Source organism: Nocardia sp. CC227C, from assembly GCF_030767025.1.
Lineage (GTDB): Bacteria > Actinomycetota > Actinomycetes > Mycobacteriales > Mycobacteriaceae > Nocardia.
Genome location: NZ_JASITE010000003.1, coordinates 266,413 through 287,468, shown reverse-complemented (window position 1 = coordinate 287,468; position 21,056 = coordinate 266,413). Strand labels below are relative to the sequence as shown.

Here is a 21,056-nt window from a genome sequence, read left to right as displayed (position 1 = left end):
CGGGAACCGCCCCCACGCCCGTTCCAGCCCCGCCCGGGCAGCACTCTCCGCCATCCGACGAGGCTCGGCAGGCGACGCACCGCCCACCGCCGCCGGACGCCCCCTCGGCGAACGACCCCGGCCAACGACACTCGCAGGCCGATGCGGACCGACAGGCCGCCGTGGAACGCACGTCACGGCCGGACACCCTGACCGCGCCCCCGACCGGCGAACACCCGCCAGCGCCTACCTCCCCGGCGCAGCGTCCGCCGCTGCCCGACACCGGGCCGGCGGGAACCCCCGCGACCTCCGGTGCGAGCGGTGCCGCCGCACCGGATCGCTCCACGCCGCCGCGGCCGCTCGCGGATGTGACCGCCCCCGCGACCGGCGCTCCTTCCGCCGACCGTACGGCGGCCGGTGGCGATGACGGTGCCGAGCGGATGGGTCCCTCCGCACCGCAACAGGATTCCGCGGCTTCGTCGCGGCAGTCGACCGACGGGGCCACGGACCCGAGCGCCACCGACTCCACGGGGGCGGCCGACTCGCATGCGGTGGGACGACGGTCCACGTCGGTTCCGGATGGTGCCGTTCCCGCACCGCGGCCCTCGTCGGCCGATGGTGCCGTCGACTCCGCCGCGCCGAACGCCGATGCCGACGGTTCGGCCGTGCCCGCCGCGTCCGCTCCCGCCGCCCCGCACCGCCGGGCTCCCAAGGCTCGCACCACACCAGCGGGCGGTCCGACGTCGCAGGATTCCGCCGCACCGGAACCGGCGACCCGCGACACCTCGACCGCCGTTCCCCCCACGCAGCGGTTCGACCTGCCCGCCGCTCCTTCGGGCCACCGCGCACCAACCGCCGAGCCGGTCCCCGACCCGCCGTCCGGTGGCAGGCACCGCGCCCCGTCCACCCCACCGCAGAGCACACCCACGGTGCGCTACGGCACGCCCCAGACCGGCGACCCGCAGCACCCCGGCGCAGCGCATCCCACTGCCCCCGAAGGGATCCCGTCCCCCGCTCGGCCGCACGCACCCGCCGCCGAACAGCACTGGGCCGCTCCCCCGACCGAGCATCCGGCACCGCATGAGACTCGGCCCGACACCGCGCCCGAGTCTCGGTCCCCATACGCGGCTCACCCGCAGCCAGCCGGCCCGCAGGCACCACACTCGCGCTACGCGCAGCAACCCGGCCAGCAGGCACCTGACGCGGCGACCGCGCCTGCGATTTCGCCGAATGCCGGACCGGGCGACGGTGCGCCGCAACCGAATGCGACGAGGTTCCAACCCGAGCAGCAGGCTGCGGAGCATGGATACGCCGCGCCCTATCCGCCCGCGCGGGCACCGATGGCCTCGGAGCATGCCGCCCAGCCGGAACAGCACCGGCAGCAACAACAGCCGACCGTGCACCCCCAGACGTCCGCGCCGACCCCCTACGCCCCGGCTCCGGCGCAGCCGTACTCCACGTACGGGCAGCCCGACTCCACCGCACATCCCGATCAGGGACATCCGGCTCGGGCACGGCCCGAGCCGCCGAGCCAGGGCCAGCCCGACTACGCCAGCCGGATCGGCCAGTCCCAGCCCGACCCCGACTACGGCAACCAGACCAACCAACCTCAGCCCGGTCCCGACTACGCCAGCCGGACCAACCAGCCTCAGCCCGACCCCGACTACGGCAACCAGACCAGCCACTCTCAAACCGGCCCCGGCTACGTACTCCAGCCTGGCTACGACCAGCCCAACCACAGCCAGCCCGGCCCCGGCTACGCACCCCAGCCCAGCTACGACCAGCCCAACCACAGCCAGCCCGGCTACAACCAGGTCGGCTACGGCCAGCCCGGCGCGCCTATGCCGCAGGGTTACGGTCCCGCGGGGGGTGCGCACCGGTACGGCAATCCCGGTGCCGCACAGGGCAACCCGATGCCCTCACTGGATGACGTCCCGCTGCGGCGCGCCAAGAAGGCTCCCGGCTCGGGGTGGCGGCGGGCCGTTCACCACATGTCCGGTGGCGCCATCAATCCGGGCATGTCCGCCGAGGAGCGCCGCCTGCAGGAGCTGGTGGCGCGGATCCGCCAGCCCGTGCGCGGCGACTACCGCATCGCCGTGCTGTCCCTGAAGGGCGGTGTCGGCAAGACCACGACCACCATGGGCCTGGGTTCCATCTTCGCCTCCATCCGCGGCGACCGTGTGATCGCCGTGGACGCCAACCCCGACTTCGGCACCCTCTCCCAGCGCGTCGCCCTCCAGACCCGCTCGACGGTGCGAGATCTGTTGCTGGACGAGCACATCCAGCGCTACTCCGACGTCCGCCGCCACACCTCCCAGGGCACCAGCCGCCTGGAAGTGCTCGCCAGCGAACGGGACCCGGCCGCGTCGGAGGCTTTCAGCGAGGAGGAGTACCGCGCCGTAGCCCGCATCCTGCAGCGCTTCTACAACATCATCCTCACCGATTGCGGTACGGGCCTGATGCATTCGGCCATGGCGGGCGTCCTGGACCTGGCCCACTCCCTGGTCCTCATCTCGTCCTCGGCCATCGACGGCGCTCGCAGCGCCGCCGCCACCCTGGACTGGCTCTCCCTGCACGGTCACGACCACCTGGTCCGCAACGCGGTGGTGGTCATCAACCTCCCGCGCCAGGGCTCCCCCAATGTCGGCATCCAACAGCTCCGCGAGTACTTCCTCGCCCGCTGCCGAGCCGTCCACATCATCCCCTTCGACCAACACCTCTCCGAAGGCGCCGAAATCGACCTGTCCCGCCTGCACAAAACCACCAAGCGCGCCCTGGTCGAACTCGCGGCAACCGTCGCCGACGACTTCACCGCCGAACACCGCCGCTATCGGGGATGAGCGACCGCTACCTGCGGCCACCAGGTATCACCGCAGGTAGCAACACATCCGCGACAACCAGGTGCGGACGCCCGCGAGTGGTTCGATCCGGTTCGCAGTGTTAGATTGACGCCCGACCGGATGGCCTCGACCACCGGTAGCGGTGCAGATCTGAACACACCGTCCGCGAGCAGGCGGCGGGACGAGGGGGGTACATGCGATTCCGGTTCCACCGGATCGCCGCGGTGGCGCTGGCCGCCATAGCGGCGTGTGCGGCCGCCGGATGCGGCGGGGGTGACGGTTCGACAGCGGACAGTATTGCGGCCACCGACTTCGGCCCGTATTCGCCGACGCCTACGGCGCACAGCTATGACAGCGGTCCCAATCGAACGCGCGGCAGGATCGTGGAGTCGCTGCGCCTGGGCGAGCATATCGTCTTCGGCAGTGACATCGACCCCGCAGTGGCTTCGCAGCGCTATGCCAATTCGATTGTCGACGAGCACGGCATGTGGTCGGGTGTTCAGGCTCACCAGATGATGGCCGCGGCACCGTTCAACCCGTATGCCGGATTCATGTCGGAGTCCGCGGAGACCCCGTATCTGGGTGAACACCTGAAGCATCCCGCGGTCAAGGTCGTCCTCACCGCGTTTCCGGATGACCAGTCCGCCGCCGCGGCCGCTGCGGCGATGTCTTCCTCGGATTTCGCACTGAACGATGCGAATACTCCTGTCGCGCTACCCGGCTATCCTGCGGCACTGAGCCATTGGATCCCCACCTACGCCGACATCGGCAGTTGGATGGCGTACCGATCGGTCGTCATCCACGTCCTCGTTCAGGCGCGGGAGCCCAACCTCGACCGGATGACCGCGCTACTGTCCACGGCCTACCGGGAGCAGGTCCGCAGGCTGGAGAACTTCGAGCCCGTTCCACCTGCGGATCTGGACACACTGCCGCTGGATCCTGGTGGGCTGCTGGCCCGCCTGGTCAGCACGGGCGACAGTCGGCCGGACGCCCGTAGGTTCGCGGTCTACGATCCACGGACGTATGCGCTGTTGACCAGTACCGACCCCGCCGAGCCGGCGCGGGAGTACAAAGCGCGCGGCGTCTCCGCGATTGCCGTCTCGGACAACAAATACCTGTTCGAACTGCCCGATGCCGCCGCCGCCGAGAACTTCGCCGGTTACCTGGCCGAGTCACCGACGGTGTCGAAGTACGTCGAGATGGCCGGGGTCCGCGGTGTCGACGACATCTCCTGTTTCCAGGCCACCGCGCCGAATCGCACCGAATCGCAGGCACGCCGATACCGCTGCCTGGTCCGGCACGACAATCTGATCGCAGAAGTCTTCAGCCACGAGGACCGCGATGTGCGCCATCTGGCCGCGGCCCAGCACGCGCTGCTGAAGGACAGCGAATGAGAACGGCGCGGTGGCTCGGCAACCATACGGGGCGCAGGGAGGGATCCGCATGAAGGGTTTGAGCTCGAACGATCCACGCCGGCTCGGCCGCAACCGCCTGATCGCCGTCATCGGTCAGGGCGGCATGGGGCGGGTACTTCTCGGACAGGCACCGAGCGGAAGGCTGCTGGCGGTCAAACAGATTCACCGTCCCCTGGCCCGAAACACCGAGTTCCGGGAGCGCTTCCGCCGTGAGGTCACGGCCAGTGCCCAGGTTACCGGCGCGTACACCGCGGCGGTGGTGGACAGCGATACCGAATCCGAGCGCCCTTGGCTCGCCACCGAATACATTCCGGGTCCGGATCTGCGGACCGTGATCGAGGAGACCGGGCCGCTGTCCCTGGGCGGAATGCGTTTGCTGGCAGCAGGATTGGCCGCGGCACTGATCGAGATTCACCGCGCCGGTCTGGTACACCGCGACCTCAAGCCGGCCAACGTCCTGCTGACCGTCGACGGTCCGAGGGTCATCGACTTCGGCATCGCGCGGGCATTGGAGGGCGACGCACAACTGACCGCGACCGGCTCGGTCGTCGGTTCACCCGCCTACATGTCTCCGGAGCAGGCGCAGGGCCAGCCGTTGGGCCCGGCCGCCGACGTGTTCTCCGTCGGCGCGATCCTGGCCATGGCCGCTACCGGCGACAGCCCGTTCTCCGGCACCGCGACCCCGCAGGTGCTCTACAGCGTCATCCACTCCGCACCCGATGTCTCCCGGGTTCCGCCGCCGCTGCGAGATATCGTCGAGCACTGTCTGGCGAAGGATCCCGCACAACGCCCCACCCCGGAACAGCTGCTCGAGGCCGCGGGGCGGATCGAGGCCGAGCCGGTCTGGCCGGGTGCGGTACGTGACCTGGTCGCGGGCCACCGTGCCGATTCGCAATGGTGGACGGAGACCACCGCGAAGCACGCACGGTACGAGGCGCAACTGGCCGATCTGAGAGACCGCCGCCGCCGGACCCTGCGTACGGCCGCCGCGGCGGTCGGGGCGCTCGTCTTCGTCGCCGGCACCGCTTTCGCGGCCCAGGAGTGGGCGGAACAGCCGGGACACGCCGCTCCCGCGAGCGATCTGTCGATGGCGGTAACCGGCGAGCAGTGGCGAACCCTGGATATCTGTGCCCTGCTCGAGAACTCGCTGAGTCCGGAGTTCGGCGCCCGCACCGGCGACTTCTCGAATGCGATCCTGAATTCGTGTGGCACGACCTTCACCGACTCCTCCGGCACAGAAGTGGCCTTCGAACTGGAGATCGGTTCCGACGATGTCATGAACGACAACCTGTGGAAGCCCTCCGGGGAGGTCGCGGGATGGATGCCGATGTTCGGGCTGTTCACTAACGAAAGATCCTGTGCGCGCACGGTGGTCACGCAGAATCGCCCCCTGGTCTCGGTCGAACTGACGGCGAAGACCTCGGAGACGAGCGGCAACGGATGTCCGGTGGCCGAGCGGGGTCTGCGTGCGGTGGTCAACCGACTGGCCGTCAATCCACCGCGACTCTCGCTGCCGGAGAATTCGATTCGGCCGCTGGATCCGTGCGCGCTGCTGGATGAGAATCTGGTGTCCGAACTCGTCGGGCCCTCCGTTCGACGCACGGTCCGACCGACGTCCTGCCACTGGTCCGGCGACGACTACAACCTCACGCTCACTCTGAACGAGCATGTCCGCCCGGATCGGAATTCGCGAAACAGCGCTGTCCAGGTCGACGGCGCGACCGCGTATCTGCAGGACAGCGGCGGCCGTATCTGCGATCTCGCGTACATGGCCCGTCCGACCCATGATGATCAAGCCGAGGTGGTCACGATCTCGATGGGCGCCTGGCGGGATGGCGTACCGGATACGTGTGACCGGGCCGAGCGCGCGCTGTCCGCCGTACTACCCGGGCTGCCGAAATGACCGTACGCCCGCTCGCCCCCGAGGATCCGCCCTTCGTCGGCCGCTATCGCATCGTCGGTGAACTCGGCTCCGGCGGTATGGGCAGGGTACTGCTGGGCACAGGTCCGGATGGCCGACTGGTGGCCGTTAAACAGGTGCACGCGCATCTGCTGCACGAGGTGGAGTACCGATCCCGGTTCCGTCGTGAGGTCGAAGCCTCGACGCGGGTATCCGGTTCGTTCACCGCACCGGTGATCGATTTCGACGTCGACTCCGAGATTCCATGGCTCGCGTCGGTCTTCGTCGTCGGCCTGCCGCTCGACAAGGCGGTCTCGGCGTACGGGCCGTTGCCGCCGGAGGCGGTGCTGCGGCTGGCCGCGGGGCTGGCATCCGCATTGCGGGCGATCCACGGTGCCGAGCTGATCCACCGGGATCTCAAGCCCGCCAACGTCCTGTTGGCCGCGGACGGTCCGCGGGTCATCGATTTCGGTATCGCGTCCATGACCGAGAATCCGGCCGGTCTCACCGAAACCGGTTCGGTGCTGGGATCTCCCGCGTACATGTCGCCGGAACAGACGCTGTCCGAACCGCTCTCATCCGCCAGCGACGTGTTCTCGCTCGGCTCGGTGCTGGTCATGGCGGCAACGGGTACGGCCCCGTTCACCGCCGCCTCGCTGGCTTACACGCTGTTCAATATCGCGCATACACAGCCGAACCTCGAAGCGCTGCCCCCGGAATTGCGGACCCTGATCGAGCCCTGCTTGCACAAGGACCCGAACGCTCGGCCCACTCCGGCACAGATCCTGGACTTCCTCGGGGATCCGCTGCGGCACGGGACGCCGTGGCCGGAGCCGGTGCATCGGGAAATCGACAGGCAACACACCGAATTGGTGGCGCTCACCGCGGATCCCAACGCGACCTCGGTATTGCCGGGCGGGCGACGCTTCCATCGTTCTGGTCGTCGTCCCCCGGTCGATATCGCACTTCCGCGACGAAAGCGGGGCACCCGCACCGCCGCCCTCATCGGCTTCGCTGTGCTGGCGGTGGTCGCGATCGCGGTGTCGGCCGCGGTCTGGATGCGTGGCGGCGGCGCGCCCGCAACGGCAGCCCCCAGAGTGTTGACACTCGCCCAGGTACGCGCGGCGGATACTTGCGCGTGGCTGAAAGCGGCCTTGGCGGAGCCGATTCCGAATGAGATCGCGCAGAACTTCCCTGCGGACGTATCGGCCTGGAGCTTCGCACCCGACTGGTACCGCTGGGGCTGCACGATGGAAGCCAGCGGGCGGGCCTTCTATCTGAACTTCGATCCGGACAGCTACCTGACCCCGACGGACGTGATGGCCGTAACCGTCCCGGAGGGCTCCTATGGAGCGGGTCGGCCGATCCTGGGGGACGAGGAAGCATCCTCCACCTGCCACCGCGCGATCACGACACCCGAGTTGAACGGGTGGGGATTGTCGGTCTCGACCAGCGCGAGGTACTGCGACCAGGCCGAATACATCCTGCTGCGGCTCGCGGCCGTAGACGAGATCCCGCGCCTGCCGGACGCGACGGCCTCGCTGGCGGCGGTGGACCCTTGCGCGCTCGCCGACCCCGCCAGCCTGCTCCCGCTCATCGGCGCGGTGCCGGAATCCCCGGCGGAGGTGTTCGCGCATTCCTGTACCTGGGAGGGCTCGGCATCGGTGGAGATCTCCACCCGCCGCACCGGAGGTGTCGGCACCGACGATCCGACGATCGACCTCGGTGGTGGGCGGCAGCTCATCGCGCCGACGTCGACCGTGGCGTCGATCTGTGAGCGCGAGTACGTGTTCCGAGCAACCGATCGGTGGCACGAGGTCCTGCAGGTGAGGGTGCAGGGCAATAGCGACAGCCCGAACGAGTCGGTGTGCGCCACCGCGGAGTCCGCCGCCCGCACGGCGATCGACCGGCTGCCGAGCTAGACCGGAACGGACGGCCGCCCACACCTCGGGTGCGGGCGGCCGTATTCGGCTACCAGGCGGGCAACCGCCGCCGCCCCGCCAGCACATCCCGTACCAAATCATCATATGCGTCCGACAATTCGGCCAAATGGTGCCAAGCGGAATGCAGAATTTCGTCATTGGCGTCAAGCGTCATCAACGCGTGATGTGCTCGCACCGACGCTTCCGCCAGCCTGTCGATCACCGAACCGACCGTTTCGGTGTGTAGAGTCGCCCCCAGCCGATGTTGGGGCAGATTGCGCACGACCCAGTCGTCGATCGCCATGACCAATTCGATTCGGCGTCGTTTGTTCTCGACGATGGAGGTTGGGTCCGTATCCGGCCCGGTGCCGCCCCGCCCAACTAGGCGCTTCTCATGCAATACGGCCAGGTCATGGGCGAACCACAGCAGTGATCCGCCGATGACGCGGTGGCCGCGGCATGCACGCAGGAGTAGGTCCGAGGGCGGCAATAGGCCCGCCGTCAGGGGCTGCGACTCGGCGTCCGAATAACCCGGAACGTCGGGAAGGGCCACTACGACCGTATTGGATGTCTCCGAAACTGCCACGTTGCCTCGCGTTCATCGCTGACCAACACGCATTCAGGACGTTCATTACAATAAACCGAGAAATGCGTGTGTCAAGCCTCACACGGCGGTTCGTGGGGCGGAGTAGACTTCGATGCCTTGAAGCAACAACCGAGGAGCGAGATGGCGGACGGTCCGAGGTATCAACGGATCGCAGACCTCCTCCGCGAGGAGATCCGAGGCGGCAAGTGGAAGCCCGGTGATCGACTACCGAGCCACAACGAGTTGGCCGAGCAGATGCAGGTGTCGATCACGACCGCCCGCAACGCCATCCAGGTCCTCGTCGCCGAGAACCTGGTCTACACGGCCACTTCCCGCGGCACCATCGTGCGCAGCCAGGAGGTGCTGGAATCGGTTGTCACCAACCACATCCGCCCGGACCGCCCCCGGGCGGCGCACGACATCTTCGAGGAGATCGCGCGCGCCGCCGGACGCGAGCCATCGAAGCAGTTCACCGCCCGTATGGAGCCGGCGAGCGCGGAGGTGGCGCACTGGCTGGGGATCGTGAAGGACTCGTGGGTGGTGGCGCGTACAGTCGTGCAATATCTGGACAATGAACCGTGGTCCTGGGAGGTGAGCTTCTATCCCAGAGACCTGGCCGAGGCCACCGGCATCGACTGTCCCTACGACATACCGGAGGGCACCACGCGCAGACTCGCCGACCGCGGTCAGGCCGAGACGGCGCACCGCGACAGTGTCGTCGCCCGCCCGGCGACCTCGGAGGAGGCCGCCGTGCTCGGCGTTGGCCCCGGCACCTTCCTGCTCGACCATCTGCGCATCGGCGCCAACCACGATCGTGTCACCCGAGTGACCAGGCATCGTTCCATTGCGGCGCGCAACCGCCTCGCCTACGAACTCGGCGACGACAGCGGCACCGAGATGATCCGCCGCGTCCTCGGCGTCCCCTCGGCACCCGCCAATTCCCACTCCTTCGGCAACTCCCTGCTACCCGGCTCACCATGACGCTCCGCATCCGCCCAGCCCGCCTCGATGATCTCCGGACCATCTGTAGGCTCCGACTCCAACGAACGGCATGGCTGGCGGCCCGCGGCAGTGATCAGTGGACCCGCGAGGGTCGCGGCCTGCCCATCGAGACCTTCGCCGGTTCGGTCGCGCAAGCGATCAGCAATGGCGAAACGTGGATGGCGGAGGTCGACGGCGAACGCGCGGGCACCATCACGGTGAACGACCGCGCCGACGAAGGACTCTGGAGCCCAGGGGAATTGGCCGACGCGGTCATCGTGCACTACATGATCGTGGATCTGCGGTTCGCGGGACAGCGGGTCGGGGAGGCGCTGCTGGCCCACGCGGGATCCATAGCCTGGGACAAGCATCGGGCCTGGGTACGGCTGGATGCCTGGACCACCAACAATGGACTGCACGCCTACTACCACCGCGCCGGATTCCGGTTGGTGCGAATCGCCGGGCCGGAAGCTACCGGGCCGTCCCGGGCGCTGTTCGAGCGGCGGACGGCCGCCTGGGCTCCCGCGCGCACGAAACCGCTCCCGGCCCTTGTCGAACCGGCCCGGCACCACGGTTGATCAGCCGTGTTTTCGGGCCGCGACTCAGACCGACGGTGGGACGTAGGCCACCTGGATCATCTCGAGATCGCGCGTCCGTGAGATCAGCGTGCCACGCCCCGGCGGCAGTTTGCTCGCACGCACATCGCCGTACAACTTGCCCTCGTCCTTGGGCGCGCTCATGAGCAGGCAGTCGACGGAGAGATCCTTCAGCGTGCCGAGCACCTTGTCGTAGAGCGCTCGCGCCGCGCCACCGGAGCGGCGGGTGACCACGAGGTGCAGGCCGATATCGCGGGCCTGCGGAAGGAAAGGCAGCAACGGCTCGATGGGGTTGCGGCCACCGGTCACGACCATGTCGTAATCGTCGACCACGACATAGATTTCCGGGCCACTCCACCAGCTGCGGTCGCGCAGCTGCTGCGGCGTGATATCGGCTCCCGGAATGCGCTTCTGTAGATAGGCGCCGACCTCCTTGATCATGTCGAAGGAAGTCTGCGCCGAGGTCGAGTACCCCGCCAGCTGCTGGCCCTCGATCAGGCCGAGCATGGTTCGCCGGTAGTCGATGAGGATGACGCGGGCCTCGTCGGCGGTCGAGTTCTCGGCGATGCCGAGCACGATATTGCGCAGCAGCGTCGTCTTGCCGTGCTCCACGTCCGCGAAGGCCATGAGGTGCGGCTGGGAATCGAAATCCAGCACCACCGGCTCCAACTCGTTCTCGCCTAGGCCGATGGCGACCCTGGTGCGACCGAGCCGCATACCGCGCCGATGGGCCTCGGCGACCACGTCCTCACGGGGGATCTCCGGCGGGAGCATGCGCACCTCCGGGGCCCGCTCCCGCGGATACAGCTCGTTGAGTTGCAGTTTGGCGGTACCGACGCCTTCGGCCAGGGTGCTGGCATCGGAATCGGAGTCCAGCCGCGGCAACGCGATCAGCATGTGCAGCTTGTCCTTGGTCAGACCCCGGCCGGGTCGGCCCAGCGGCACGAGATTCGCTGTCCGCCGGTCCATTTCGGAGTCCGATGGATCACCGAGCCGCAGCTCGAGCCTGGTGCCGATGAGGTCCTTGACCGCCGGACGGATCTCGGCCCACCGAGTGGCCGCCACCATGAGATGGATGCCGTAGGACAGGCCCTGCTGAACCAGGGCGTTGAGAGCCGGTTCCAGTTGATCGAATTCGGCTCGGATGGTGGACCAGCCGTCGATGACCAGGAATACGTCGCCGAACTCGTCCTCCGACAACGGATCAGTGGCCTGTTCGGCCTCGGGCAGCCGGTGCAGGGCGGCCTTGCGCTTGCGGAACTCGTGGATCGATTCGATGCCGAGGGCCCGGAATCGTTCCTCACGCTGCCGCAGCAGGGCTGCCACTTCCGCGATGGTACGGCGCACCCGGTCCACCTCCATCCGGCCCGCGACCGAGCCGACATGCGGCAGATCCGCGAGACCGGCGAGCGTACCGCCGCCGAAGTCGAGGCAGTAGAACTGCACCTGCCGTGGCGTATGGGTGGCCGCCGCGGCCATGATGACCGTCCGCAGCGCCGTCGACTTGCCCGACTGCGGACCACCGACGACAGCGAGGTTGCCCTGTGCACCGGCCAGATCGACAACCAGCACATCGCGGCGCTGCTCGTAGGGCTTGTCGATGACGCCGATCGGCAGCCAGAGCTGACCATGTCGGTTGGCCGGCGAACGCCAATCCGGGTCGGGCAGGAGCATATCCACCGACGGGGACTCGTCCAGCGGCGGCAACCAGACCTCGTGGGCCGGACGACCGTGGCCGACAAGTCGTTTCACGACCACCTGCAACAGGCTGTCGGGAATGCCCTCGTCCACCGGTGGCGGGGGCGGCAGCAGAGCCAGCGGATCGAACTGCTGCGCGGGTTCGGGGGCCGGCGGGAGTTCGACCGGTCCGGCGGTGAACACCCGCGGCGTCTCGATCGAAGTGCGCTCACCGGTCTGCCGGGTGGCGCGCGGCGCGACGTAGGGGCCCGATACATAGGTTGCGTTGAACCGCAGCGGATCCGACGCATCGCTCTTCAGATAACCCGAACCCGGCACCGAAGGCAGGTGATAGGCGTCGGTGATACCGAGCACAGCCCGGGATTCATTGGCGGAGAACGTACGCAGACCGATGCGGTAGGACAGATGCGCGTCCAGGCCGCGAAGCTTGTTCTCCTCCAAACGCTGCGATGCGAGCAGCAGATGAACGTGCAGTGAGCGGCCGAGGCGGCCGATCATGACGAACAGGTCGGCGAAATCCGGCTTCTGCGAGAGCAGCTCGGAGAACTCGTCGATCACGATGAACAACGCGGGCAGCGGATCGAGCGGCACACCGGCCGACCGCGCCTTCTCGTACTCGACCACGTTGGCGAAATTGCCCGCCGAGCGCAGCAGTTCCTGACGGCGGTTCATCTCGCCGGCCAGCGCGTCCTTCATACGGTCGACCAGCTCGAGTTCCTCCTCGAGGTTGGTGATCACCGCGGCCACGTGCGGCAGCGGTTCCAAGCCGAGGAAGGTCGCGCCGCCCTTGAAGTCGACCAGGACCAGGTTGAGCTGATCGGGCGAATGTGTCGTCACCAGCGAGAGCACAAGAGTGCGAAGGAATTCCGACTTGCCGGAGCCGGTCGCGCCGATGCAGAGACCGTGCGGACCCATACCGTTCTCGGCGGACTCCTTGATATCGATCTCGACCGGTGTCCCGTCCGGGGTGACACCGATCGGCACTCGCAACCGCTCTCGGCCCGCGCGCGGACGCCACACTTTGGCCGCGTCGATCTGCGCGGCGTCCGGAATCTTCAGCAACGCCATCAGACCCGGATCGGTGGTCGTGGTGTTGTCGCCCAGGTTGACGATCTGCGCGGCGGTGGCGATCCGATAACGGGCGAGGTTGCGCGCGAAGGATTCCGCCTCGGGCAGCTCCACTCGATCGGAAGTGGCGAACTTCTCCGAACCGGCAGCGCTCTTGGCGAACACATCACCGTCGGCCGCGACCAGCTGCAGTCCGCGCCGAGCTCCGAGACCGTTCTCAGGGGCGGTCAGGTCGATGACCGTCACCGAATCCAGGCCGGACTCGCCGACCAGGCGTTCGGTGCCGCTGACATAGCCGTCGTCGATGATCACGACCAGATGCAGACGCCCCTGCGTCGGTTGTGGATTGCGCATGAAGCGGCCCCGCTCCAGCAGGTCGTCAGCGAGCGCGGTTTCGAGCTCGGCCAGCGACCGGTACATCATGCGCACCGGCCCGAGGCCGTCCCGTTCCTTCGGATGCTGCAGGTGCGGCAGCCATTTCGCCCAGGACCAGGTCTCGCCATCCGGCTCAGCGCAGACGATCGCGACCGCGACATGATCGGGTCCGTGGAATGCCGTGAGTTCCATCAGCATTGCCCGCACCAGCATGTGCGCGTCCTCGGGCGGGCCCTCGACATTGATGGCGGGGAAGGCTCGCAGCGACACCGCGGTCGGCAGGTGATGCACGACGGAGTGCGTGCGCACGAACCGGCGCAGCGCGACCGTGGAGACCGGCTCCAGATCCTCCAACGGACCTGTCTCGGGCCGCGCGAGTTTCGTTGCCAGCCGGTGAGTTCCGACGCCGACCCGGACATGCCCGAAGTCCGGGTCGTTGGGTCGCCGCTCCCACATCCGTCGGGTACCGACCAGCGACGGCAGGTCGGCCGGTTCCGGGTGGCTCCACAGCAGTGCCTCGGCCTGCTTCGCGCCGGTGCGGCGCACATCCCGGCGGATCTGGTCCAGATAGCGGAAGTAGTCCTTGCGATCCTCGTTCAGCTCCGCGGCGTTCTTGTTGCCGCTACGGCCGTAGCCCATGAACATGCCGACCATCGACATCAGCATCATCATCGGGAACATCATCATGAAGGGATTGGCGAACAGATTCCGCCCCATCATGACCATCATGGAGATCATGCCGACGACGGCCACGACCATCACCACCGGCATGAGCTTCATCAGCAGCGGTGTCGAGACCGGCCGCGGTATCTCGGGCGGTGCGGTCAGCGCGACCTCACCGCCGGGCGCACGCGGCGGCGCGATGCGGGGCCGACGCACGAAACCTTCGGTAGCCATGGGTTCTTCTCCGGTCGTTACTAATCGAGTTCGGGCAGCGCATCGCTGTCGCGCCTGCGGCGGTACGGAATCGAAATGGCGAAACCGAGGGCCAGGATGGTCAGGCAGGTGATGGACCCGATGGTGGCGACGAGCCGCGGCAGACGGGCGGGTTCCGGCGGGCGCGGAGGCTCCGGAAAGGCGCGTGGAACATCGGCGCCCGCACTCACCGGCTCGTCGGGCAGGTGGTCGGTGAGCGCGGCGACGGGGTCTATCAACCCGTGCCCGATACGGTCGTCACGGCCGATGCCGGGTCCGTGCGCGGTCCGGGTGATCCGGTCCATGACCTGCTGCGCGGTCAGTTCCGGAAATCGGGCGCGAACGAGCGCGGCCAGTCCGGACACATAAGGTGCGGCGAAGCTGGTGCCGTCGATCGTCTGCATACCCTGCTGTGTCTGCACCGCGTTCACCAGGCCGACACCGCCGGGTTTGCTGTCCAGCGAGACGATCTTGCGGCCCACGGCCGCGACACCGACCCAGGGGCCGTACAGGCTGATGGGTGACGGGCTCCCGTCCGGCTCGACCGACGCCACCGAGAGGACATACGGACTGAACCAGGCGGGACTGGCCACGGTCTGCACCTTGTCCCATCCGGTTCCGGTGTTCTGGGTGCCACAGGCGGAACCCTCGGAGAAGTTTCCGGCCGCGGCGACCACCACCACATTGCTTTCGTAGGCGTAGCGCACTGCCGCACCCAGCGCGCCGTCCACCATGGTGGCACTCGCGCTGGTACACGCGACCTCGGAGATGTTGATGACGGTTGCGCCCATGTCCACCGCCCGCACTACGGCCGCAGCCAGAGTGAGGACATTGCCGTAGCCGGATGGGTCGATGGTGCCGGGCGGGGTGTCGTTGCGGTTCTCCTTGGTGCGGTAGGCCAGGCTGAGCTGGCGGATGGTGAGGATCTCGGCATCCGGTGCGACTCCGGCGAAGGCATCGTCCGGGCTCGGCTGGGCCGCGACGATTCCGGCCACGAGGGTGCCGTGACTGTCGCAGTCGACGGTGCCGTCGGTATCGGATACGAAGTCGCCACCGGGCTGCAGGGCGCGCAGCCGCGGGTGCGGGTTCACTCCGGTGTCGATGACCGCCACCTTCTGACCCGCTCCCCGACTGAACTGCCAGGCGGCGGGCAGGTCCAGTACCCGCTGCGCGAACGGCGCCTCTCGCAGCTGCCCGCCCTGATAGGCCGGCTCGGCGCATACGCTCTGCTGTTCGGTGGGTTCCAGCGGTCCGGGATTCCCGCTCAGCGCCTGGGCCTCGCCGAGCAGTGCTGGATCGACGTTCGGCGGCGCGACGGTGAGTGCCGGTCGGGCGGCGGCCGGCGTGGCCGGCCCGGCCAGTACACCGCCGAGAACCGCTGCCGCGCAGAGAGTGCGCGCCCAGGTCCCGGCGAGGCGACTCATAGATTCCGTGCCATCGCGTAGATGCCCATGAGCCACAGCAACAAGGGGATGATCGACACGATCAGCATGTACTCGAAGATCTCGTTGAAGCGCCGCGTCACCGGTGTCACCTCGATGTGCGGCCCGATCACGCCGAAGCCGGTCGCGCCCACCGCGAAGAGCAGCAGCAGTCCCACCGACAGCAGCAGTTGATCGGAATCCCCCAGTGCCAACAGGACCAGTAGCGACAGGTAGGTGAGGCAGCCGCCCACGATCAGGATGCTGGCCTGTGCGAGATCGGCGTACGCACGGCCCCGCAGGCACAGGATGATCGAGATGACGACCGCCAGGGTGATGCCCTGCCACTTGGCCGCGCCCAGCGGGTCGGCCGCACCGATCGCGCCTACGATCGCGCCCAGCGTGACACCGACGAGGATGCCTGTCTGATAGAGGTTGGCGGCTCGAGCCCGCTGCCCCAGGCCGTGCGCCGACGGCAGGGCCGTGGCGCCGATCGCGCCGATGCCCTCGAGGGTCGGGCGGGGTTCGTGGTCGGCCGGATCGATCGCCGCGCCCGCGGTGGGCACGGGTGGCACCGGAAGTCGCGCCAGACCGGCCGCCAGCCGCGGCGTCATGGACAGCAGCAGCATCGCGACGATCAGCACGCCTGCCGCGATCTTCGACATCTCGACATCCCAGATCATGCGCACCGCCGCCGCACCGCAGGAGAAGACGATGATCGAGACAACCGCGGCGACGACGGCGGCCCCCACGCCGATGAGGCGGTAGCCGACGATGGCGAACAACAGGGTGGCGCTCGCGCCGAGCAGTGCGTGCGGACTGCCGATCGCTCCGGGTACCGCCAACCCTGCCCCGCCGAATGTCAACAGCAGCATGCACAGCATGAGCACGGTCGCGGTGAGCTCGTCGGCGTACTTACGCACCGCGATCATGGCCGCCACTCCCGCGATCACCGCACCGCCGAGCAGCATGGCGGGGGCCACGAAGGTGTCGCCCGCCCCTCGGCTGAGCGCGGCAAGCCCCAGCGCGAGCAGCACGGTGACCACGGTGACGGACAGGCCCACCCAGCGCGCCGAGACGGCGGACCAGCCGCGGAAGTCGGTGTCCGTCAGCCGTGCCACCGCGTCGATGACATCGTCGAACAGCGCCGGTGCTTCCTTGGCGGCAACGGAGCGCAGCACCAGCAGTTCACCGTCGTAGACGTCGGCATCGACGAGAGTCTGACTGGAGGCGATCGCGTCCCGGCCGAGTTTGGCCAGGGTCCAGTGTTCCGGCTGCACCACCGCCTCGCCGTCCTCGCTGTCCGCGAGGCCGGGATTTCGGGAAGCGATGAGCTTCACCAGATCGCCGATGAACACGGCGATCGGAACGTTTGCCGGCAGACCGACGTCGAGCTGGGTGTTCCCCCCGATGACGGACACACGGCACAATTCGGTTTCAGCGGCACCGAGGCCACTGATCGACTGTGCGGTCACTTGCTGAACTGCTCCTGCCTTCACTCACAGTTGCCCACGCGTGGCGGGTAACCATAATGTATCCGACAGTCCGCTTCTGCGAGATCGCACACCGTGGTGGGGATTGTGAACGAAAGATTAACCAGGATCGACGAATTCGGGGTTCGGCCACTATGATCGACACTCGCCAAGCACAGCGCGCCTTCGACGCCGGTGTGCTGTCCTTGGGGCTCAGCATCGAAGGGCAGGAGTCGACCCGCGATCTCGAGTACGCCAAACTGGCCTTTCAGCGCGCCACCGAGTGGGATCCGACGATGTGCGACGCCTGGCTGGGGTTGGCCGCGGCAGGTGAGATGACGCAGGAAGTGCTGTACAACCTGCACAAAACGAGCACCGTCTCCCTCGGCCGCGAGCAGCGGCGGATCGGCTTGGCGCCGCGTGTCCTCGCGGGACGATTTCTGCCCGGGCTGTATATCGACTATCCACTGGCGAGCTTCACCGAGATCTGGCTCGCGTACGCGTCTCATCTGATCGCCGATAAGCAATACGACGAGGCCGAGCGCGTGCTCGACGAGCTGGACAAGCACCGCAGCCAGCGCCGTTCCGACGATCCGGAATTCGACATCGACGGCCGTATCGCGAGTTATGTGCGCGGGCTGCTGCACTACAACACCCAGCGCTGGCCGGATGTCATGGTCATTCTGTCCGGATCGGCCGAGTGGGAAGATCCCTACCTGGCCGCTGGCGCACATGTGATGGTCGGCACGGCGTGTGCGCAGCTGGGACTCTTCGGGGAGGCCATCCGGCGGATGGAACAGGCCGAGGCCGGTCCGATTCCCGCCGCCCGCACCGCCGCCATGTTCTGCCGCGGCCTGTGCCTACGCGAAACGGGCGCCGCCGATGAGGCGCAGGCACTGTTCGAACAGGTCTATTCGCAGGCGCCGGATTTCGCCGCCAATGCCGCGGCCATGCGCGATCGCACCTACCGCATCACCGTCACCTCCAAGGAGGTGATCGAAGCCCGGACCGACAAATGGGATCCAGAGTCGGCGCCGTCGCTCGCGGAGAAGCAGAAAGCCGAGAACGAGGACCGCGCCAAGGCGATCCTGGCCGAGGCCCGGGCCGATCTGGATAGGCAGATCGGACTGGCCGCCGTGAAGAATCAAGTCGCCAAGCTGCAATCCAGCGTGCAGCTGGCAAAGATCCGCGCGGAGAAGGGCTTGTCCAGCGCCGCGCGCGGCCAGCATCTGGCATTCACCGGGCCACCCGGCACCGGTAAGACGACCATCGCCCGCATCGTCGCCAAGATCTACTGCGGCCTGGGGATCCTGCGGACCGAGAAGGTAGTCGAGGCCAAGCGCAGCGACTTCGTCGGCCAGCATCTGGGCTCCACGGCCATCAAGACCGACAAGCTCATCGACACCGCCTTGGACGGCGTGCTGTTCATCGACGAGGCGTACACCCTCATCCAGACCGGGCTTTCGGGCGGCGACGCCTTCGGCCGGGAGGCGGTGGACACCCTGCTGGCGCGCATGGAGAACGACCGCGACCGGCTGGTGGTCATCATCGCCGGATACGACGGTGAGATCGACCGGTTCCTGGCCGCCAACGACGGCCTGTCCTCCCGCTTCGCCAAACGCCTCCAGTTCCCCTCCTACACAGCGGAGGAGCTGGGTGAGATCGGCAAGGTCATTGCGAGCAAGCGGGATTCAGCTCTGTCCGACGACGCGTCGGCGCTGCTGATCCAGGTGTGCAAGCGGCTGTACGACATGGAGAGCAAGGACCAGAGCGGGCAACCACGCCGCGGTGTCGATCTGGCGGGCAACGGCCGCTTCATCCGTAATCTCATCGAGGCCGCGGAGGAGGAGCGCGAGTTCCGGCTCGCCAACGACGATTCCATCGATCTGCACGATGTGGACGAATCGGTGCTTATGCGGATCGAAGTTCCGGATATGCGCGCGGCGTTGCAGACGGTTCTGACGTCGCTCGGATTGAGTTCCGCCGCGGCATGATCGGATGAGCGGGGGAACAGTGGTGAACGACCTACTCGACGAGCGGGAAACCGGCGACGTTACGGCGGACGGCGGACGACCACCCACCCGGCGGGATTCGGCGCCACCGGAACCCGCGCGGCTCGGCACGGACGAACTGTGGCTGTTCCGAATGCTGCCGCTACGTTTGGTGATCCCCGTCGCGCTGCTGGCGGCGACCGCCTCCGTGGTGGCCGTCGCCGTCGACGCGCCGTGGTGGGCGATCCTCATCGCGGCCGCACTTCCGGCGCTGATCGGACTGACGCCGGTGCGCGGTATCCCGATCGGCCTGCGACTGGGCGGCTGGATCGCGTTCCGTTGGCGGCAGTCGCGCCGCCGCCCACCCGCGGAGGCGTCGCTCATCGATGTTCCGCTGCCCGAGGGCGGCAGTTACGGATTGCGGTGGGACGGCACCCTGCTGACCACCATGCTGCGCATCGACTCCCCACCGGACTCGCTGACCCTGCTGCGCCGGGGCTCGCTGAGCACCGACCAGGTGCTTCCGCTCACCGAGATCGCCCGCTGCTTGCGGCAGTTCGATATCGAACTGGATTCCATCGACGTGATCAGCACCGGCACCCGGACCGCGGGCAGCGAGGCCGTCCTGTCCGGGTACGCGTCCAGTGTCGCGCCACTGGTGCGGATGTACGAGGAGATCCTCGGTCCGCTGCCCGCCATCGCGCATCGGACGGTATGGCTGGTGCTGCGGTTGAACCCGCTCGCGACCTCGAAGGCCGTCGACAATCGGGGCGGCGGCGCGGTGGGCACGCTGCGCGCGGCGGCGATCGCGACGCGCCGGGTGGCCAATCGACTGGCCGCGCAGGGTATTACCGCGTCCGTGCTCACTTCGTCGGAGATGACCAGCGCGCTGCGTGAGCTGATCCGCGGTATCCCGGTCGCGGAGCTCGAGGAGACGCCGACCGCGCTCATCGCCCGCAATACCCATCTCACCAGCTACCAGGTCGGCAGCGAGATGATCACCACCGACGGCCTGGCCATGATCTGGGCGGTCCCGAGTCTGGCGACCACGCTGACGGTTCGCCTGCGTCCGCTGGCAGGCAAGGACACCCGCACCGATGCCATCGAGGTGGACGCGCGGGTGCGCTACGACACGGTGCGGGAACTGGATTCGCCGCCCGTGGCCGGTCTGCAGGAACTCCGGCAACGCCAGATGTGGGCCCTGTTGGACAGCCTGCCGTTCGGAGACCGCGAGAGCCGGGCGCTCACCTATCGCGGCCCCGTGGATGCGCTCGCGGGGGCTCTGGTGCCGACCGGCGGCTGCGGGCAGTTGATCGGCGCCGACGGATCCGGCAGCGGAATCGCGGTACCGCTCATCGGGTCCGGTTCCCGCCGGATCGACATCATCGGCAGCCTGCCGTTGGCACAGCAGGTGATCCTGCGCGCCATCGCCCTCGGCGCCGGGGCGGTTGTGCACACCGCCAGGCCCGCCGCCTGGCAGGACATGGTCGCGAATGTCGGTGCGCCGCATGCGCTGGCACTGGCCTCCTCGATCACCGGCAACGCCCGACACAGCACCTCGACCGCGAGGGCCCCGCATCCGGCCGCGACCGTCGTGGTCTTCGACGGCGTCCCGTCCAGTGCACCCTCGGGCTCGGCCACCGTCGTCACGGTGCTCGACGCGCCGCCCCGCGATTGGCAGCCGGACGCGGATGTGACGATCATCCAGGATCCCGACAGCCCCTACACGGTAACTGTGCGCACCCCGGCAACGACGACCACTGCCCAGCTCGTCACCACACCGACCGAACAGCGCTTCATCGGCTCGGCCTACGCTCGCCGCTGAATCACAACGCGTTAAACGGAGTTCGCAGCCCCGCCTCGTTCCTCCCCTGCGGCGGGCCGCATGCCGCGGACG

General features: G+C 68.0%; 12 protein-coding genes. 8 read left to right on the top strand and 4 right to left on the bottom strand.

The annotated features are described in order from the left end of the window. Positions 1-1,319 precede the first annotated feature (1,319 nt). From QMO76_RS07145 to QMO76_RS07130, 4 genes are all read left to right on the top strand, one after another. On the top strand, positions 1,320-2,819 hold the full coding sequence (locus tag QMO76_RS07145) for an AAA family ATPase (protein ID WP_306360390.1): 1,500 nt from the start codon (positions 1,320-1,322) through the stop codon (positions 2,817-2,819). 194 nt (positions 2,820-3,013) lie between these two features. Continuing rightward, positions 3,014-4,213, top strand: a complete 1,200-nt coding sequence (locus QMO76_RS07140; RefSeq protein WP_306360389.1) for a hypothetical protein — start codon at positions 3,014-3,016, stop codon at positions 4,211-4,213. A 49-nt stretch (positions 4,214-4,262) separates the two neighbouring features. Further along, complete coding sequence (locus QMO76_RS07135; protein ID WP_306360388.1) at positions 4,263-6,137, top strand: serine/threonine-protein kinase; 1,875 nt, start codon at positions 4,263-4,265, stop codon at positions 6,135-6,137. Then, positions 6,134-8,056, top strand: coding sequence for a serine/threonine-protein kinase (locus tag QMO76_RS07130; protein WP_306360387.1), 1,923 nt, complete (start codon positions 6,134-6,136; stop codon positions 8,054-8,056). Before QMO76_RS07135 ends, QMO76_RS07130 begins: the two co-directional genes overlap by 4 nt. A gap of 49 nt (positions 8,057-8,105) precedes the next feature. On the opposite strand, the gene QMO76_RS07125 is transcribed toward QMO76_RS07130, so the two are convergent. Beyond that, positions 8,106-8,609: a DUF4254 domain-containing protein gene (locus QMO76_RS07125; RefSeq protein WP_306356493.1), complete on the bottom strand. Its 504-nt coding sequence runs from the start codon at positions 8,607-8,609 to the stop codon at positions 8,106-8,108. A 174-nt stretch (positions 8,610-8,783) separates the two neighbouring features. Here QMO76_RS07125 and QMO76_RS07120 point away from each other — a divergent pair, with 174 nt between their 5' ends. Further along, positions 8,784-9,623 carry a GntR family transcriptional regulator gene (locus QMO76_RS07120; protein ID WP_306360386.1) on the top strand — a complete coding sequence of 280 codons (840 nt, stop codon included), beginning with the start codon at positions 8,784-8,786 and terminating at the stop codon, positions 9,621-9,623. Then, positions 9,620-10,201 (top strand): GNAT family N-acetyltransferase, encoded by a 582-nt coding sequence (locus tag QMO76_RS07115; protein ID WP_306360385.1) that lies wholly within the window; start codon positions 9,620-9,622, stop codon positions 10,199-10,201. Before QMO76_RS07120 ends, QMO76_RS07115 begins: the two co-directional genes overlap by 4 nt. 24 nt (positions 10,202-10,225) lie before the next feature. On the opposite strand, the gene eccCa is transcribed toward QMO76_RS07115, so the two are convergent. From eccCa to eccD, 3 genes are read right to left on the bottom strand one after another with little or no spacing between them, the layout of a single operon-like run. After that, positions 10,226-14,257: a type VII secretion protein EccCa gene (gene eccCa / locus QMO76_RS07110; RefSeq protein ID WP_306360384.1), complete on the bottom strand. Its 4,032-nt coding sequence runs from the start codon at positions 14,255-14,257 to the stop codon at positions 10,226-10,228. Positions 14,258-14,277: 20 nt separating this feature from the next. After that, the gene (mycP, locus tag QMO76_RS07105) at positions 14,278-15,699 is read right to left on the bottom strand and encodes a type VII secretion-associated serine protease mycosin (protein ID WP_306360383.1); all 1,422 of its coding nucleotides are present in this window, start codon (positions 15,697-15,699) and stop codon (positions 14,278-14,280) included. Further along, positions 15,696-17,117 carry a type VII secretion integral membrane protein EccD gene (eccD, locus tag QMO76_RS07100; RefSeq protein WP_306360382.1) on the bottom strand — a complete coding sequence of 474 codons (1,422 nt, stop codon included), beginning with the start codon at positions 17,115-17,117 and terminating at the stop codon, positions 15,696-15,698. The genes mycP and eccD overlap by 4 nt, the downstream gene beginning before the upstream one ends. A 206-nt stretch (positions 17,118-17,323) precedes the next feature. Here eccD and eccA point away from each other — a divergent pair, with 206 nt between their 5' ends. Further along, positions 17,324-19,162, top strand: a complete 1,839-nt coding sequence (gene eccA / locus QMO76_RS07095) for a type VII secretion AAA-ATPase EccA (RefSeq protein WP_306360381.1) — start codon at positions 17,324-17,326, stop codon at positions 19,160-19,162. Positions 19,163-19,166: 4 nt separating this feature from the next. Next, positions 19,167-20,984 carry a type VII secretion protein EccE gene (eccE, locus tag QMO76_RS07090; protein WP_306360380.1) on the top strand — a complete coding sequence of 606 codons (1,818 nt, stop codon included), beginning with the start codon at positions 19,167-19,169 and terminating at the stop codon, positions 20,982-20,984. Positions 20,985-21,056: the final 72 nt, after the last annotated feature.